General features: G+C 62.7%; 14 protein-coding genes. 3 read left to right on the top strand and 11 right to left on the bottom strand.

Annotated elements, in window-relative coordinates:
* The first annotated feature begins 20 nt into the window (after window positions 1–20).
* Together B5483_RS08045 and B5483_RS08040 are read left to right on the top strand one after the other, a co-directional pair.
* Window positions 21–479, top strand: a complete 459-nt coding sequence (locus tag B5483_RS08045; RefSeq protein ID WP_054946689.1) for a DUF2793 domain-containing protein — start codon at window positions 21–23, stop codon at window positions 477–479.
* Window positions 480–671: 192 nt separating this feature from the next.
* A complete protein-coding gene (locus B5483_RS08040) occupies window positions 672–1,727 on the top strand; it encodes an OmpA family protein (RefSeq protein ID WP_079730022.1) in 1,056 nt (351 codons plus the stop codon).
* Window positions 1,728–1,909: 182 nt separating this feature from the next.
* Here B5483_RS08040 and queC read toward each other — a convergent pair whose 3' ends face one another.
* From queC to B5483_RS23655, 6 genes are all read right to left on the bottom strand, one after another.
* Window positions 1,910–2,605: a 7-cyano-7-deazaguanine synthase QueC gene (queC, locus tag B5483_RS08035; protein ID WP_054946598.1), complete on the bottom strand. Its 696-nt coding sequence runs from the start codon at window positions 2,603–2,605 to the stop codon at window positions 1,910–1,912.
* A gap of 39 nt (window positions 2,606–2,644) precedes the next feature.
* A complete protein-coding gene (locus B5483_RS08030; protein WP_054946597.1) occupies window positions 2,645–3,046 on the bottom strand; it encodes a DUF3617 domain-containing protein in 402 nt (133 codons plus the stop codon).
* Between the two features lie 114 nt (window positions 3,047–3,160).
* A complete protein-coding gene (gene hslO / locus B5483_RS08025; protein WP_079730021.1) occupies window positions 3,161–4,072 on the bottom strand; it encodes an Hsp33 family molecular chaperone HslO in 912 nt (303 codons plus the stop codon).
* Entirely contained in the window at window positions 4,069–4,995 is a 927-nt protein-coding gene (argF, locus tag B5483_RS08020) for an ornithine carbamoyltransferase (protein ID WP_054946596.1), read from the bottom strand. Before argF ends, hslO begins: the two co-directional genes overlap by 4 nt.
* Window positions 4,995–6,185, bottom strand: coding sequence for an aspartate aminotransferase family protein (locus B5483_RS08015; RefSeq protein WP_054946595.1), 1,191 nt, complete (start codon window positions 6,183–6,185; stop codon window positions 4,995–4,997). Before B5483_RS08015 ends, argF begins: the two co-directional genes overlap by 1 nt.
* 141 nt (window positions 6,186–6,326) lie before the next feature.
* Window positions 6,327–7,094: a cold-shock protein gene (locus B5483_RS23655; RefSeq protein ID WP_079730338.1), complete on the bottom strand. Its 768-nt coding sequence runs from the start codon at window positions 7,092–7,094 to the stop codon at window positions 6,327–6,329.
* 300 nt (window positions 7,095–7,394) lie between these two features.
* On the opposite strand from B5483_RS23655, the gene B5483_RS08005 reads away from it, so the two are divergent.
* Window positions 7,395–7,823, top strand: a complete 429-nt coding sequence (locus tag B5483_RS08005; protein WP_054946594.1) for a protein tyrosine phosphatase family protein — start codon at window positions 7,395–7,397, stop codon at window positions 7,821–7,823.
* Between the two features lie 22 nt (window positions 7,824–7,845).
* Here the strand turns inward: B5483_RS08005 and B5483_RS08000 are convergent, their stop codons facing one another.
* The 5 genes from B5483_RS08000 to B5483_RS07980 all read right to left on the bottom strand — a co-directional run bounded on the left by B5483_RS08000 (window position 7,846) and on the right by B5483_RS07980 (window position 12,625).
* A complete protein-coding gene (locus B5483_RS08000) occupies window positions 7,846–8,184 on the bottom strand; it encodes a P-II family nitrogen regulator (protein WP_054946593.1) in 339 nt (112 codons plus the stop codon).
* A 222-nt stretch (window positions 8,185–8,406) separates the two neighbouring features.
* Window positions 8,407–9,729 carry an ammonium transporter gene (locus tag B5483_RS07995; RefSeq protein ID WP_079730020.1) on the bottom strand — a complete coding sequence of 441 codons (1,323 nt, stop codon included), beginning with the start codon at window positions 9,727–9,729 and terminating at the stop codon, window positions 8,407–8,409.
* 29 nt (window positions 9,730–9,758) lie between these two features.
* On the bottom strand, window positions 9,759–10,097 hold the full coding sequence (locus B5483_RS07990) for a P-II family nitrogen regulator (RefSeq protein WP_007012848.1): 339 nt from the start codon (window positions 10,095–10,097) through the stop codon (window positions 9,759–9,761).
* A 151-nt stretch (window positions 10,098–10,248) separates the two neighbouring features.
* On the bottom strand, window positions 10,249–10,953 hold the full coding sequence (locus B5483_RS07985; protein WP_079730019.1) for an endonuclease/exonuclease/phosphatase family protein: 705 nt from the start codon (window positions 10,951–10,953) through the stop codon (window positions 10,249–10,251).
* Window positions 10,954–11,086: 133 nt separating this feature from the next.
* The gene (locus B5483_RS07980; protein WP_054946590.1) at window positions 11,087–12,625 is read right to left on the bottom strand and encodes a peptide chain release factor 3; all 1,539 of its coding nucleotides are present in this window, start codon (window positions 12,623–12,625) and stop codon (window positions 11,087–11,089) included.
* Window positions 12,626–12,647: the final 22 nt, after the last annotated feature.

The raw sequence follows: 12,647 nt of genomic DNA, 5'->3' as shown, positions 1-12,647 counted from the left end.
GTGATGCAAAGGACCTCGTGATGAGCGATCCCGTTATATTCGAGAGCAATAGCCCACGCTTTTCCCTCCCCCTCCTGTATTCCGGACAGTCCGGAAAGGAAGTCTTCGTCAACGAGGCGTTCGCACGGATCGATGCCGCGCTGCACTGCAGTATTCTAGGGGAAAACACGGATCCGCCCGAAAATCCTGCCGATGGTGACAACTGGCTGATCAGCGCCGATGCGACAGGCGAATGGGCTGGATACGAAAACGCAATCGCATGCCGCCAAAGCGGTAACTGGATATTCCTCGCGCCGCACGAAGGCATGCGGATATTCGACCGTTCGAGCGGGCAGGAACTCCTATTTTTCGGTTTTTGGAGAAAAGGTTCCATTCTTGAGGAACCAGTTGGAGGTTCGACCGTTGATGTGGAGGCTCGGGCCTCGATCAATGAGATAATCGCGGTCCTGCAAGCCTTGGGTATCTCTCCCTCGGCATAACCGGAAACGATGAACAGGGGTTCAGCAGGTGAAGTTCAACGCTCAATACAGCGTCGCCGCACAGCGCCAAACCCCCGAAAACGCGACATTTCTGCAACAGTCGCCGTCATTGTGCGCTTGCACCCGGTTTGTTGAAGGGTTAGACACTCCACCCACTCGGTGGCTCCAAATCTCTATCAGTAGGGGAAACGTATGAGGAAACTCGTCATTGGACTGGCGCTGGCTTCGACAGCTATCGCCACGCCCGCGTTCGCGCGCGACGACAGCTGGTATCTCGAACTCGACTTCGGCGGCATGATCGTCGAAGACGCTGACCTCGATATCGCCGGCGTCAACAACGCTGCAACTCTCGACACGCACACCGGTTATGACGGCGGTGCAGCGATCGGTTACGACTTCGGTGGCTTCCGCCTCGAAACCGAAGCCAGCTACCGTCGTGCGGAAAATGACACGATCAACTCCGTCGAAGATGGCACGTTCAGTGACCGTGGTCACAGCTCGATGCTTTCGTTCATGGTCAATGGCCTGCTCGACTTCGGTCCCGATGACGGCATCCAGGGCTTCGTCGGTGGCGGCGTCGGCGTCGGCCGCGTCGACTATCGCTTACAGGGCGTTGGCAGCGATTCCGACACCGGTTTCGCATGGCAGGCTCTGGCAGGCGTTCGCGCTCCGATCACCAAGCATTGGGACGCAGGCCTCAAGTATCGCTTCATGAACGTCGACAACGTCGATGTGGTTCTGGGCGGAAGCGATGTGAGCACCCGCTGGCGCTCGCACTCGCTGATGGCGACCCTGGGCTACAACTTCGGTGGCGAAGAAGCGGCTCCGCCGCCGCCCCCGCCGCCCCCGCCGCCCCCGCCGCCCCCGCCGCCCCCGCCGCCGCCGCCGCCGGTGGTCTGCAACAAGGGGCCGTACATCGTGTTCTTCGACTGGGATAAGTCGGACATCACGCCGGAAGCCGCGACCATTCTCGACAGCGCTGTCAGTGCCTATGGCAACTGCGACAACGTTCCGATCATGCTCGCCGGTTACACCGACCGTTCGGGTACGGTGAAGTACAACATGGGCCTGTCGGAGCGTCGTAACGCTTCGGTCCGTGACTACCTCACCAGCCACGGCATCCCCGACGGTGCGATCTCGAGCGAAGCGTTCGGTGAAGCCAACCCGCGCGTTCCCACCGCCGACGGTGTGCGCGAGCTGCAGAACCGCCGCGTCGAGATCACTTACGGTCCGGGCTCGGGCATGTAAGCGAACCGGCAACGGTGAAAAGATCGGGGGGACGGAGCAATCCGTCCCCCTTTTCTTTTGCTGTCGGCATGGCTTTGCTGTCGGCATGGCTCAGCGCTGCCGTCCCGGGTGAAAGCACAAATGCATCGGGCGTGACCTTGCGATCACGCCCGTGCGTTCGTCAGCAATGATTGTGAGCGGCGCTAGGCAGCGTAATCGGTAGGATCCACCAGGCCCGCCTGCTCGAAGCCCGCCTTACGCAAGCGGCAGCTATCGCACAGGCCGCAAGCCCGACCGTCAGGCTGCGGATCGTAGCAGGACCAGCTCATCCCGGCATCGAGGCCAAGCCGATGCGCCTCGCCCGCAATTTCCGCCTTGCTCATGTACTGCAACGGCGCGTGGATGGTGAAAGCGTTGCCCTGCGCTCCCACCTTGGTCGCCAGGGTCGCGATATTTTCGAAGGCCGCGATGAACTCCGGCCGGCAATCGGGATATCCCGAATAATCGAGCGCATTCACGCCAATGAAGATGTCCTTGGCACCGACCGTCTCGGCCCAGGCCAGCGTCAGCGACAGGAAGACGAGATTGCGCGCGGGGACATAGGTCACCGGAATGTCCGGACCGACGCCGTCCTTGGGGACCTCGATATCGTCGGTCAGCGCCGATCCGCCGAACCGGCGCAGATCCAACGGCAGGACGACATGGCGCTCCGCCCCCAGACGATCCGCGATCGTGCGCGCAGCATCGATTTCGCGGCGATGCCGCTGGTTGTAGTCGATAGTCAGCGCGTTGACGGCGAAACCGGCCTCCTTGGCCAGACCGGCCGAGACCATGGAATCAAGCCCACCGGAAAGCAGGACAACGGCTTGCCGGGGCTGGTTGGTAGAATGATCCTGCATGGCGCCCGCGCTAGGCCCGCATTACGACGTTGACAACCTTCAGCTGCGGCAATTGCCGATGCGCCGCGCTTCGGCTGCGTAGACGAAGGGGCGGCCGTTCACGATGCCCTGCGTGTCGATCTGGACAAGGCTGTCGGTCTCACGCCGGATATGCGTACGACCGTAACCTTGCCCGCGACAGGTATATTGGACCGTCACCTCATTGGGCGTGTCCTCGACGACCACGGAACTGCAATTCAGCCCCGGATGGCGCAACTGGATGAGCTTGCGACCATTATCGAGGCAGATGTTGCTCTGCCCCGCACCGTCCCTCTGGCGTAGCTCCCAGTCGCCGCTGTCGAGATTATCGAGCATCGACAGGGAGTTTCGCTCCCCGTAGGCCGGCAGGGCCACGGCGAGCGAGGCACCGCCAAACAGCATTGCCAACGCAAATTTGCTCATCTTTCCAGTCGTTACCCTTGCGGCATGACTACAAGAGTCTTCGCCAATCTAGTCGCTCTTCGCCAATATCGGCAATTCGAACTGAAAAACAAGGACTCGGCCGCCAATCCGCTGTTAAACCGGGATTCGCAATACTTTCGAACAGAAAGCACAGTCGACCGGAATCGTGCCGTCGTCATCGCGCATCTCTGCCAGTTCTTTTTCCTCAAAGCGGGACAGAATCGACTGGTAATGTTCGACCGTACATCGGCAACCGCGTTGAAGATGGCCAAGCTGCTCGACGCGAACCTCGCTTTCCTCGTGGAACAGGCGCCAGACGAGTTGCTCGAGATTGAGGACGGGGTCGACCAGCTCCTCGGGCTTGGTGCTACCTGCCATGATCGAGACATGGGCCCAGTCGGGATGATCGTCCTGCGCATGGAGCCGTGCCTTGCCCTCTTCCCCTTCGGGAAGGTGCTGGACCAGCAGGCCACCGGCGACGCAGCGCGGATCGTTGGAGCGAACGGCGACGCGGATCAGCGTGGGCACCTGCTCGGACTGCGCGAAGTAGGATTCGCAGGCCTGCGCCAGCGATTCCCCTTCAAGCGGAACCACACCCTGGTAGCGCTCCTTGGTCGTGGCCAGATCGAAGGTGATCGCGAAGTAGCCCTTGCCGAAGAGCGCCTCAAGCGAAGCCTCCTCTTCGCCGAGCTTTGCCAGCAGATCGTCATCATGACGAACATAGCCGCGAATTTCCCCGTCGCGGTAGTCGCAAACGAGCAAGTCGACAGGGCCGCCTTCCGCCTGCGCCTGTACCGTCAGCTGCGACCCGTTCTCCTTGAGAAGCGAACCCATGAGCGCCGTCAGGACCAGGGCCTCGGCAAGCAGGTGCTTGACCTTCGTCGGATAGTCGTGTGCCGACAGGACCGTCTCGAGTGCAGGGCCAAGACGCACGACGCGCCCGCGTGCGTGCCGATCGGGAACCGTGAACGCGAGGACCCGGTCGAAACCGGTTTCCTCGCTCACGATCAGATAGTCCTCGCTCACAGCTTGCCCAGCGCCCACAGGAGAACGGATTTCTGCGCGTGGAGGCGGTTCTCCGCCTCGTCCCACACGGCAGACTGCGGTCCGTCGATCACTTCGTTGGTCACTTCTTCCTCGCGGTGTGCGGGCAGGCAGTGCAGGAACATCGCACCCGGATCGGCCTGCGCCATGAGCGCGGTGTTGACCTGATAAGGCTGCATGGCCGCGATGTGCTTTTCACCGCCCGGCTGGCCCATCGAGACCCACGTGTCCGTCACGACGACCTGCGCGCCCTTCACCGCATGGATCGGGTCCTGGGTGAGGATCACCTCGCCGCCCGCCGCTCGTGCCTGCTCGATGAACCCGGCATTCGGCTCATAACCCGAAGGGCCGCCGATGCGCACGGTAAACTTCATCTGCCCTGCCGCCTCGATCAGCGAATTGGCGACATTGTTGCCATCACCGAGCCAGGCCACCTGGAGGCCGGGAAGTGAGAAGCCACGTTCGACGACCGTAAGCAGGTCCGCGACGATCTGGCACGGGTGCGACAGATCGGTCAGGCCGTTGATAACAGGCACCTCGGCGTAGTGGGCCAGTTCCTCGATCTTGGCGTGATCGTCGGTGCGAATCATGATCGCATCGACCATGCGGCTGAGAACCCGCGCGGTGTCAGCCACGGTCTCACCACGGCCAAGCTGCGTGCTTCCCGCCTCCATGATCAGCGCGCTGCCGCCGAGCTGACGCATCGCCATGTCGAACGACACGCGGGTGCGGGTCGAATTCTTCTCGAAGATCATCGCCAGGACGTGACCGGCGAGCGGCGCGTCCGCATCGGGACGCGCCTTGGGCCATTCCTTGCGCGCCGCCTTGCGATCGATCGCATCGTTCAGCATCGCGGCGAGCGTGTCGCCGCCCGCATCCGACAGGCTGAGGAAATGCCGGGTCATCAGGATACCTCTTCGGGCTTGTAGCTGGCCGCCGCGGCGGAGAGCTTTTCCATGAATTCGTCGATGTGGCTGTCATCGATCACCAGCGGCGGCAGCACGCGCACCACATTGTCACCGGCCGAAACCGCGAGGACCTGATGATTGTCGCGCATGTGCGCTACGAAAGGACGCGGCTCGACCTTCATCTTCAAACCGATGAACAGGCCGCGACCGCGGACGAGTTCGAAAAGATCGGGGTAGTTGCCGATGAACTGTTCGAGGCGCGACTTCAGCCGCTCACCCGTCGCCCGCACGCCGGCAAGGAACTCTTCGTCGGCAATCACGTCAAGCACCGCGCCAATCGCTGCCATGGCGAAGGGGTTGCCGCCATAGGTCGACCCGTGGGTTCCTGCGACCATGCCGCGGGCAGCCTTTTCGGTGGCAAGGCACGCGCCAACCGGGAAGCCCCCGCCGATGCCCTTGGCCGTCGCCATGATGTCCGGCTCGATGCCATACTGTTCATAGGCATAGAGCGTGCCTGACCGGCCTACGCCGCTCTGCACTTCGTCGAGCACAAGCATCAGGTCATGTTCGTCGCACAGCTGGCGCAGTCCCTGCAGGAAAGCCTCGTCGGCAATGCGGATACCGCCTTCGCCCTGGATCGGCTCGACCAGAAAACCGGCCGTGTTGGGTCCGATCGCGGCCTTCGCGGCCTCCAGATCGTTGAACTCAAGGTACTTGAAGCCGGGGAGCAGGGGCAGGAAGCCCTTGTGCATCTTCTCCTGGCTCGACGCGCTGATGGTCGCCATCGTCCGCCCGTGGAAGGCGTTGTTGAAGGTGATGAGTTCGTACTTCTCATCGTTGCCGACCGACTGGTGATAGGCACGCGCGGTCTTGATCGCACATTCCACCGCCTCGGCGCCGGAATTGGTGAAGAACACGGTATCGGCAAAGGTGAGATCGACCAGCCGCTGCGCGATGGCTTCGCCCTGCGGGCTGCCATAGAGGTTCGAGACATGCATCAGCGTCTCGGCTTGCTTCTGGATCGCTCCGATCAGGCCCTTGTGCGAATGACCTAGGGCATTGACCGCGATGCCGCTGGCGAAATCGAGGAATCTGCGGCCGTCTTCGCTGATCAGATGGCAGTGTTCGCCGCGAACGGGCCGAACTCCGCACCGGGGGTATACGGGCATCAGCGGGGTGATCGACATGTCGGTAATCCTCGAAACGAATCAATGAGACGAAATTGGTGAATCGCAAACGACAAATGGCGGCCCTATCCGGACCGCCATTTGCGCGCTTTTATGCTGTTGCAATGCCCCGGTCAAACGACCGGGATCAAAGCAGGCTGATCAACCCTGAAGCGGCGACAGGTTGACCGCCGAGTACTTGCCTCGTCGATCGACCTCGATGTCGAACTCCACGCGATCGCCTTCGTTCAGGGCGCTGAGGCCCGAACGCTCGACTGCGCTGATGTGAACGAAGGCATCAGGCTGCCCATCGTCACGGGTGATGAAGCCAAAGCCCTTCATCGAGTTGAAGAACTTCACCGTGCCGGTGGCTTTCTCGCCGGTCAGCTGACGCTGCGGTGCAACCTCGCGCTTCTGCACGGGGATGACATCGCCGACGACCACGAGGTCGCTGGCCGAAACCTTGCCGCCGCGATCGACGAGCTGGAATTCCAGCTGCTGCCCTTCGGCCAGGCCTTCCAGACCCGCACGTTCGACCGCGCTGATGTGCACGAACACATCGTCGCCGCCTTCATCGCGCTGAATGAAGCCGAAACCCTTTGCCGAATTGAAAAACTTTACGACGCCGCGGCCCTGTCCAACGACCTGAGCCGGCATGCCGCCGCCACGAGGAGCGCCGCCGCCGCCGCCGCCGAAGCCGCGACCACCACCGCCGCCGCCGCCGAAGCCGCCACGCGGGCCACCGCCGCCACGGTCGTCGCCGCCACCGCCGAAGCGATCACCGCCGCCACCGCCGAAACGGTCGCCACCACCGAAGCGATCACCGCCTCCAAATCGATCCTGTCCGGCGAAGAACGGATCGAAATCGTCCTCTCCAAACCGATCCCGCTTGTCGCGTCCCCTTCCGCGACGACCTCTGTCAAAACCCATCTTTACGAACGTACCTTCGATGCGCCCCACAAGCATTCACTCGGACGCGTGGACGATCCGCGCCGAACGTCAGAAAACTTACCGGACATGCGCCCGCACCTCTTCTGCGGTCACGGTTCATACACTAGTCTCAAGCCCATGGCGAACAGAATTACGTGCCTTTTTCGTTGAACCGCGCGGGATTGGACCATCCAGTTCGTCGATTTGGCTTGCCAGTTGCTTCAAGAGCGCCTCTTGATCGCGCCGCCCTGAAGGTGCCATGCGTCTTCGCCAAGGCTGCCATTTCGGAGAAATACGATCATGTTCCGCCAGATTACCGACACCGTTTTCGCCAGTCCGCAGATCGGCCTCGACGCCATTGCGGCCGCGAAAGACATGGGAATCGTGCGGATTATCAACAATCGTCCCGAAGGCGAAAGCGATGATCAGACTCCGGGCGCGGAAATCGAAGCAGCCGCGAAAGCCGCCGGAATGGACTATGTCGCGATCCCGGTAACCCATGCCGGTTTCAGCGAAGCGCAGGTGGACGCGATGTTCGAGGCGCTGGAAAGTGCAGACGGTCCGGTACTGGCCTACTGCCGTTCGGGAACCCGTTCGACCCTCCTGTGGGCCCTCGCGCGGGCGAAGGCAGGCGACAATCCGACCGTGATTGCCTCCAAGGCGTCGGCCGCTGGGTACGACGTCTCCCCGATTCGCCAGCTGATCGAAATGCTCGCCGCACGGAGCTGACCGGACCGATCAGGACCGGGGGTCAGAGCGCCGGTTCTCCCTGTTCTCCGGTCCGGATTCGCCGGACGTCGGCGAGCTCGTAAACGAAAATCTTGCCGTCGCCGATTTCGTCATTGTTCGCCGTGCGGCGAATGACTTCGACGATCCTGTCGGCAAGCCCATCCGGAACGGCAATCTCGAGCCTGATCTTGGGCAGCATGGACGATGCGTACTCCGCGCCGCGGTAGACTTCCGTCTGCCCCCTCTGACGACCGAAGCCGCTGACTTCGGAGACCGTCATGCCGGAGATCCCAGCCGACCCGAGGGCATCCTTCACTTCCGTGAACTTGAAGGGTTTGATGATAGCCGTGATGTATTTCATCGCGCACCCCGCCCGTTAGCGCGTTCATCCCGGCCATTACCGGAACCGGTTGGCAGCATCACACATGCCGGCCGGAAAACACAGTGAAATGGCGCAGACAGAAAAATGGGCCGGAGCGGCTGGCTCCGGCCCTTACAGTCTGTGTTCGCAGGAGGAACACCGGTTGGCGACGACGGATGGGAGGAGAGGATGAAGTACCCGCCGCCGCCAAACTCTAGGAACTTAGTTGTAGGCGCGCTCGCCATGCTCGCCGATGTCGAGGCCTTCCTGCTCGACTTCGGGAGTGACGCGCAGGCCGGTGATCAGCTTGGCGATGAAGATCGCGATGACGGTGCCGACTGCAGCCCATGCAATCGAGAGAAGGACCGCCTGGATCTGGATCCACACCTGGGCGCCCATCGCGGTCGAACCGTCGCCCGGCCCACCGAGACCCGGCTGATAGACGAAGCCGGTGCCGATGGCGCCGACGATGCCGCCGATGCCGTGAACGCCGAAAGCATCCAGCGAGTCATCGTATCCGAGCGCCGGCTTCACCTTCGAGACCATGATGAAGCAGATGAGCGAAGCGATGGCGCCGAGGACGATCGCGCCGAACGGGCCCGAGTTGCCAGCTGCCGGGGTAACGGCGACGAGGCCGGCGACGATACCCGAGCAGAAGCCCAATGCCGAACCCTTGTGACCCGAGAACCGCTCCGCAAGCATCCAGAACAGGCCGGCCGAAGCGGTGGCGACGAAAGTGTTGATCATGGCGAGACCGGCGGTGCCGTCAGCCTCGAGTTCGGAACCGGCGTTGAAGCCGAACCAACCCACCCACAGCAGGCCGGTGCCGACCATGGTCAGCGTCAGCGAGTGCGGCGGCATCGGCTCGCTCGGGTAGCCCTTGCGCTTGCCGAGGATCAGCGCGGCAACGAGAGCCGAAACACCGGCGTTGATGTGAACGACCGTACCGCCGGCGAAGTCGAGAGCGCCCATCTCGAAGAGAAGGCCGCCGCTCGCCCACACCATGTGCGCGATCGGGAAATAGACGATGGTGAGCCACACGGCGGTGAAAGCCATGACTGCCGAAAACTTCATGCGCTCAACCGTCGCGCCCAGGACGAGGGCAGCGGTGATCGCGGCGAAGGTCATCTGGAAGCAGATGAAGACGTATTCGCTGATGACTTCGTCAGAGAACGTGGCGGCCGTGCTGTCCGGCGTGGTGTTCGCCAGGAACGCGTTGCCCCAGGCGAAGAAGGCATTGCCTTCGGGACCGAATGCGGTCGAGTAACCGTAGATCACCCAGATGATCATGGCGAGCGCAGCGGCAGCGCCGATCTGGGTCATGGTCGAAAGCATGTTCTTGGAGCGGGTCAGACCGCCGTAGAACAAGGCAAGGCCGGGCAGGATCATAAGCAGGACCAGAACGGTCGAGGTCATCATCCAGGCATTGTTACCGGGGTTGGGGACCGGAGCGGCCGCTGCGGCGGCTTCCTGGGCCCAGGCGGGCATGGCGGCGAACATGGACGCACCGAGTACGCCTGCGCCGCAAATCATCTTGCGGATCATCGTGGATTCCCTCCTGTCGGAAGCGCCTGTCAAAGCGCGGTGTCGCCGGATTCGCCGGTGCGGATGCGCACTGCCGCAGCAAGGTCGAGGACAAAGATCTTGCCGTCGCCGATTGCTTCGGTGCTCGCCACCTGCTGGATCGTTTCCACGATCTTGGCAGCCAGATCGTCGGTCGCGGCGACCTCGATCTTCACCTTCGGCAGCATGTTGGTCGAATACTCGGCCCCACGATAGATTTCCGTCTGACCCTTCTGGCGCCCGAATCCCTTCACCTCGGACACGGTCATGCCTGCAACACCGATCGCACCCAGCGCTTCCCGAACTTCGTCGAGCTTGAAGGGCTTGATGATGGCTATGATGAACTTCATGCCTATCCCCTGTCTGTCGCCGGCCCAGCGCCGGCTGCAGACATGCCAAGCAAGCCGCGTGCCAATTTACGAAATGGCAAGATTCAAGGCGGATTCGAGCCCGGCAGCCTCACCCACAGCACAGGTCGGCGCCCGATTCCTGAGCAGTTGCCTATTTTTTAGGCAGCCCTAGCGAGGCATGGACGGGCAAATGGTCCGACCCGACCGCCGAAAGGGGACTGTGGTGGACTTTAGTCTCGAGCACTTCCCATTGAGGCGACACGATAATGCGATCCAGCCGGGCGATCGGTCGCCGCGCCGGGAAACTCTGCCCAGGCGCCAACACCCGCCAGCTTGCATCGAATTCGCGGAAGCAGCCGCCGTGGACCGCCCATTCGTTAAGGTCCCCCATCAGGACCGTGGGGCAATCGTGATCGCAATCGGCGACGTGGGCGAGGACGCTGCGCACCTGGTGGCGCCTGCGCAGGCCCGACAGGTCGAGATGCATGCCCACGACGCGAAAACGCTGCCCCTCAACCATGAGGTCGGCCCGCACCGCACCCCTCGGTTCGAGCACCGGCAAGGGCACGGGCGCCGCTTCGACGAGATCGATGCCCTTGCGCACGAGGATCGCGTTGCCGTGCCAGCCCAGGCTGTCCGGCTTCATCGACATCGGGACCGGGTGGTAGTCGGTCGCATCGTGGATCGCATCGAGAGGCAGCGCCGCCATCCTTCGGCCGAAACGGCGGTCCACTTCCTGAAGGGCGACGATATCGGCATCGACCTCGCGCAGGATGCGCAAAATCCGCTCATGATCGCGCCGACGGTCGAGGCCGACCGCCTTGTGGATGTTATAACTCGCAAACCTGATCTTCACGCCCGAAACCGCTCCTGCAGGCCCCGACCGGGCCGCCTTTCAGGCAGAGTATCACCGACGATCCGGAGGCTGCCAAGGTCTGTGCAGGATCAATCCGCGAAGCCGGTGGCGGGTTCCCTGCGGATCGAACGGCTCAACGCTCCTTGGTGGCGCTGAAAGTCAGATCCGGATTGCGTTCCTGCTGGTAGCCCACGTCCCAGGCCGACTTGGCCATGAACACCGGATCGCCGTCACGGTCCTTGGCCAGGTTCATCTTGTTGAAGTCGGCAAAATCCCGGAGCGCCTTGTCGCTGCCCTTGATCCAGCGCGCCGTATCGAAAGGCGAAGCCTCGAGCATCGCCTCGACCTTGTACTCCGCCTCCAGCCGCGAGATCAGCACGTCGAGCTGGAGCTGGCCGACGACGCCGACGATCCATTGCGAACCGATCTCCGGGTAGAAGACCTGGATGACGCCCTCTTCGGACAGGTCGTCGAGTGCCTTGCGCAGCTGCTTGGTCTTGGTCGGGTCCTTGAGTGCGACGCGGCGCAGGATTTCCGGCGCGAAGTTGGGCAGGCCGGTGAAGCGAATCTGGTTCTTCTCGGACAGGGTATCGCCCACGCGCAGGGTGCCGTGGTTGGGAATGCCGATGATGTCGCCCGGCTCGGCGCTGTCGGCGATTTCGCGGTCCTGCGCAAAGAAGAGAATCGGCGAGTGCACCGCGATCGGCTTGCCCAGCCCTGACGGTGTCAGCTTCATGCCGCGCTTGAAGGTGCCGGACACCAGCCGCATGAAGGCGATGCGGTCGCGGTGCATCGGGTCCATGTTGGCCTGGACCTTGAAGATAAAGCCGGTGACTTCCTTGTGTCCGGGATCGACCGGACCGGCCTCGGTCGGCTGCGGGCGCGGCGGCGGCGCGAATTTCGCGATTGCGTCGATCAGCTCGACCACGCCGAAGTTCTTGAGTGCGGAACCGAAGAACACCGGTGTCAGGTCGCCACCGCGATAGGCTTCGATGTCGAATTCGGGATAGCCGGCCCGGGCCAGCTCGATTTCCTCGGCAACCTCCCCGGGCAGTTCGACGTCTTCATCGACCTTGCCGAGGAATTCCTTGCTGCCCCCTTCCGGACGGCTGACCCTGCCGCTCTTGAGGTCGAGAATGCCCTGGAACAGGCCGCCCATGCCGACCGGCCAGGACATCGGGCAGACATCGAGCGCGAGGACGTCGGCCACTTCGTCGAGCAGGTCGAAGCAGGCCCGGCCTTCGCGGTCGACCTTGTTGACGAAAGTGATGATCGGTACCGAGCGCAGGCGGCAGACCTCGAACAGCTTGCGGGTCTGCGGCTCGATGCCCTTGGCCGCGTCGATCACCATGATCGCCGAATCGACCGCCGTCAGCGTGCGGTAGGTATCCTCGGAAAAGTCCTCGTGGCCCGGCGTGTCGAGCAGGTTGAAGGTGATTGTGTTGCCATCGGCATCGGTGCGCTCGAAGGTCATGACCGAGCTGGTCACCGAGATGCCGCGCTGCTGCTCGATCTTCATCCAGTCCGAGCGTGCGCGGCGCGCCTGTCCGCGCGCCTTGACCTGTCCGGCAAGGTGAATCGCCCCGCCTTGAAGCAGGAGCTTCTCGGTCAGGGTCGTCTTGCCCGCGTCAGGATGCGAGATGATGGCGAAGGTGCGGCGCGATGCAGTCATGGGCGCGCCTTTAGTGGCGCGC

This window comes from Novosphingobium mathurense, assembly GCF_900168325.1.
Classification (GTDB): domain Bacteria; phylum Pseudomonadota; class Alphaproteobacteria; order Sphingomonadales; family Sphingomonadaceae; genus Novosphingobium; species Novosphingobium mathurense.
The sequence above is the reverse complement of the archived record's forward strand: the minus strand, read 5'-3'. Positions and strand labels throughout refer to the sequence as shown.

What these genes read in the sequence shown, in the direction of transcription:
- queC (WP_054946598.1), bottom strand. Translation starts at nt 2,605, where the DNA reads ATGCAGGATCATTCTACCAACCAGCCCCGGCAAGCCGTTGTCCTGCTT.
- B5483_RS08040 (WP_079730022.1), top strand. Translation starts at nt 672, where the DNA reads ATGAGGAAACTCGTCATTGGACTGGCGCTGGCTTCGACAGCTATCGCC.
- B5483_RS07980 (WP_054946590.1), bottom strand. Translation starts at nt 12,625, where the DNA reads ATGACTGCATCGCGCCGCACCTTCGCCATCATCTCGCATCCTGACGCG.
- B5483_RS23655 (WP_079730338.1), bottom strand. Translation starts at nt 7,094, where the DNA reads ATGGGTTTTGACAGAGGTCGTCGCGGAAGGGGACGCGACAAGCGGGAT.
- B5483_RS08015 (WP_054946595.1), bottom strand. Translation starts at nt 6,185, where the DNA reads ATGTCGATCACCCCGCTGATGCCCGTATACCCCCGGTGCGGAGTTCGG.
- argF (WP_054946596.1), bottom strand. Translation starts at nt 4,995, where the DNA reads ATGACCCGGCATTTCCTCAGCCTGTCGGATGCGGGCGGCGACACGCTC.
- B5483_RS08005 (WP_054946594.1), top strand. Translation starts at nt 7,395, where the DNA reads ATGTTCCGCCAGATTACCGACACCGTTTTCGCCAGTCCGCAGATCGGC.
- B5483_RS07995 (WP_079730020.1), bottom strand. Translation starts at nt 9,729, where the DNA reads ATGATCCGCAAGATGATTTGCGGCGCAGGCGTACTCGGTGCGTCCATG.
- B5483_RS08030 (WP_054946597.1), bottom strand. Translation starts at nt 3,046, where the DNA reads ATGAGCAAATTTGCGTTGGCAATGCTGTTTGGCGGTGCCTCGCTCGCC.
- B5483_RS08045 (WP_054946689.1), top strand. Translation starts at nt 21, where the DNA reads ATGAGCGATCCCGTTATATTCGAGAGCAATAGCCCACGCTTTTCCCTC.
- B5483_RS08000 (WP_054946593.1), bottom strand. Translation starts at nt 8,184, where the DNA reads ATGAAATACATCACGGCTATCATCAAACCCTTCAAGTTCACGGAAGTG.
- B5483_RS07990 (WP_007012848.1), bottom strand. Translation starts at nt 10,097, where the DNA reads ATGAAGTTCATCATAGCCATCATCAAGCCCTTCAAGCTCGACGAAGTT.